Source organism: uncultured Romboutsia sp., assembly GCF_958366745.1.
GTDB lineage: Bacteria > Bacillota > Clostridia > Peptostreptococcales > Peptostreptococcaceae > Romboutsia > Romboutsia timonensis.
This window is the reverse complement of sequence record NZ_CATXCO010000260.1, coordinates 1-2,972: the sequence shown is the minus strand read 5'-3', so window position 1 is coordinate 2,972 and position 2,972 is coordinate 1. Positions and strand designations below refer to the sequence as shown.

Annotated in this window: 2 protein-coding genes; both read right to left on the bottom strand. The window is 27.5% G+C overall.

The window, feature by feature from the left end; all coding sequences use genetic code 11:
- Positions 1-189 precede the first annotated feature (189 nt).
- Positions 190-1,338 carry a lactaldehyde reductase gene (fucO, locus tag Q5F54_RS12380; protein ID WP_288248483.1) on the bottom strand — a complete coding sequence of 383 codons (1,149 nt, stop codon included), beginning with the start codon at positions 1,336-1,338 and terminating at the stop codon, positions 190-192.
- Between the two features lie 167 nt (positions 1,339-1,505).
- A partial coding sequence (locus Q5F54_RS12375) for a Na/Pi cotransporter family protein (protein WP_302334523.1) occupies positions 1,506-2,972 on the bottom strand: 1,467 nt, incomplete at its 5' end.

Sequence of the window (2,972 nt, the reverse complement as noted above, 5' to 3'; positions counted from 1 at the left end):
TTATTGGATATTGTTTTTTGAAAAAAGCAATTTACTTTATTTGGAAAATAATTTTAACTAGCACAACAGATTAATTTATATAAAGGTTTTGCTTCTAAGCAATACATAAAACAACATTTAAATAGTACTGTATAATAAAATAGCTACTACAAGATTTATTTCTTTAGTAGCTATTTTATGTTTAAATTTTTATAATAATGATTTATATAAATTAGCTATATCTTCTACACTTGTTTCTTTTGGATTTCCTGGTCTACATGCATCATCATATGCTGATTGAGCTAAGAAATCTATATCTTCAACCTTAACTATATCTTTTAAATTTGATGGTATTCCTATATCACTTGAAAGCTTTTTAACTGCATCTATAGCTGCTTTTCTATATTCTTCAACACTCATATTTTCTACATTTTCCACACCCATAGCTTTTGCTATATATTTATATTTATCACCAGTTACTTCTGCATTGTACTCCATAACTGTTGGAAGTATTATTGCATTGGCTACACCATGAGGAGTATCATATAAAGCACCTAGCGGATGTGCCATTGAGTGAACTATTCCTAATCCTACATTAGAAAATCCCATACCTGCTATGTATTGACCTAATGCCATACCTTCTCTACCTTCTTTTGTATTTTCAACTGCTCCTCTTAAATGTTTTGATATTAATTCTATTGCTTTTATATGGAACATATCACTCATTTCCCATGCTCCTCTTGTTATAAGTCCTTCTATTGCATGAGTTAATGCATCCATTCCTGTAGCTGCAGTTAAGCCTTTTGGCATACTTTCCATCATATCTGGGTCTACTATTGCTACAACTGGTATATCATTAGTATCTACACATACAAATTTTCTATTTTTCTCAGCATCTGTTATAACATAGTTTATAGTAACTTCTGCTGCTGTTCCTGCTGTTGTTGGTACAGCTATTATAGGTACACATTTATTTTTAGTTGGTGCTACTCCTTCTAGGCTTCTAACATCTTCAAATTCTGGATTATTTATTATTATACCAATTGCTTTAGCTGTATCTATAGATGAGCCTCCGCCTATTGCTATTATATAATCTGCATTAGATTTTTTATAAGCATTAACTCCATTTTGAACATTTTCTATTGTCGGATTTGGCTTTATATTAGAGTATATTTCATATTCAAGATTTGATTCTTCTAATATATTTGTTACTTTTGTTGTTACATTAAATTTTATTAAATCTGGATCTGAACATACAAATGCTTTTTTCAAATTTCTTCCTTTTACTTCATTTACTATTTCTTTTATTGCTCCTGATCCATGGTAAGAAGTTTCATTTAAAACTATTCTATTCGCCATATAATACCTCTCCTTTATCTTAAGCATATTTTTTAATACTTTATACTTATATTATAGTCTTTATATTATTTCTATGATTTTAATGGATTAAAAATGTAACTATTTTAACTTTTTTTATTTTATTTAAATTTTAAAAAACTCCAATTAAATAAATTGGAGTATTCTTATTATTCATTAATTTTTATAACCCTTTTAGCAATACTTGCACAGTGGTCTGATATTCTCTCAAGATTAGTCAATAAATCTAAGTATATTATTCCAGCATCTATACCACATGAATTATAATTTATTCTTTCCATATGTTTATTTTTATATGCTTTTTCCAACATATCTACTTCACTTTCTAATTTTAAAACATTTTTTGCAACACTAGTATTATTCTCTTTCATTGCATTAAGAGATAAGTTATAACACTCTAAAACCTTATTGTAAATTTCTACTATTTCATCTTTAGCACTATCTGACAATTCAATATTACCATTTATAAACCATTGAGCAAGTTCTGCAATATTTTCTGATAAATCACCAACTCTTTCTATATCATTTACTGTATGAAATAGTAAATCTAAAGAAAACCTCATTTTATCATCTAAAGTTTTATTTGATAATTTAATTAGATAGTCTAAAATTTTTCTTTGTTGTTCATTCACTATTTTTTCTTTTTCAAATGTCATATTTACATCTTCTTGAGATTTTTTTAAAAATCCATCCATAGAAAAAACTAAACTTTTCTTTGAGTTTTTTCCCATTCTAAGAACTTCTTTTATTGTATTTCCAAAAGCTATAGATGGAGTTTCTAACATTCTTTCATCTAAGTATTTTATTACTCTATTCTCATTATCTTCTTCTTGACCTTTATCAGGTATAATTAACATTGCTAGCTTAACTATATATTTAGAAAATGGTAATAATAATACAACATTTATTAAATTAAATAGTGTGTGTGAATTTGCTATTTGTCTAGATATATCAGTTGGGTCTAAACGTGTAACTATCATAGTTATAGGTTTATTTAAAATAAACATAAATAATAAAGTTCCTATTACGTTAAAACACAAGTGCATTAAAGCAGCTCTTTTAGCATTTTTATTTGTTCCTATACTTGATAATAAAGATGTAGTACAACTACCTATATTATCTCCATATAAAATAGGTAATGCTCCATGTAATGGCATAAGACCTTGTGAAGCTAATGCTATTAGTATACCCATCGATGCACTAGAACTTTGTAAGCAAGTAGTCATTAAAAATCCAGCAATTAATGCTAATATTGGTTGATTTGCAATACTTGCTAATATACTTCTTACAAAAGGGTATTCTGATAATGGGGCTACTGCATCTTTCATAAATCTCATACCTATAAATAATATTGCAAAACCTATTAGTATTTCAGATATATTTTTAAGAGTAGGTTTAGATTTTAACCCGATCATGTATAAAACTATACCTATTCCAAGAGCTATTGATGATAATATACTAACATCAAAGGATACTAATTGAGCAGTAACTGTTGTTCCTATGTTTGCTCCCATTATAATCCCAATTGCTTGATACAATGTCATTATTCCTGCATTAACAAATCCAACTACCATAACAGTAGTTGCACCACTACTTTGTATAATACCTGTAACAAC

Excerpts from the sequence above, each read along its gene's own strand:
- fucO (WP_288248483.1), bottom strand. The coding sequence starts at position 1,338 with ATGGCGAATAGAATAGTTTTAAATGAAACTTCTTACCATGGATCAGGA.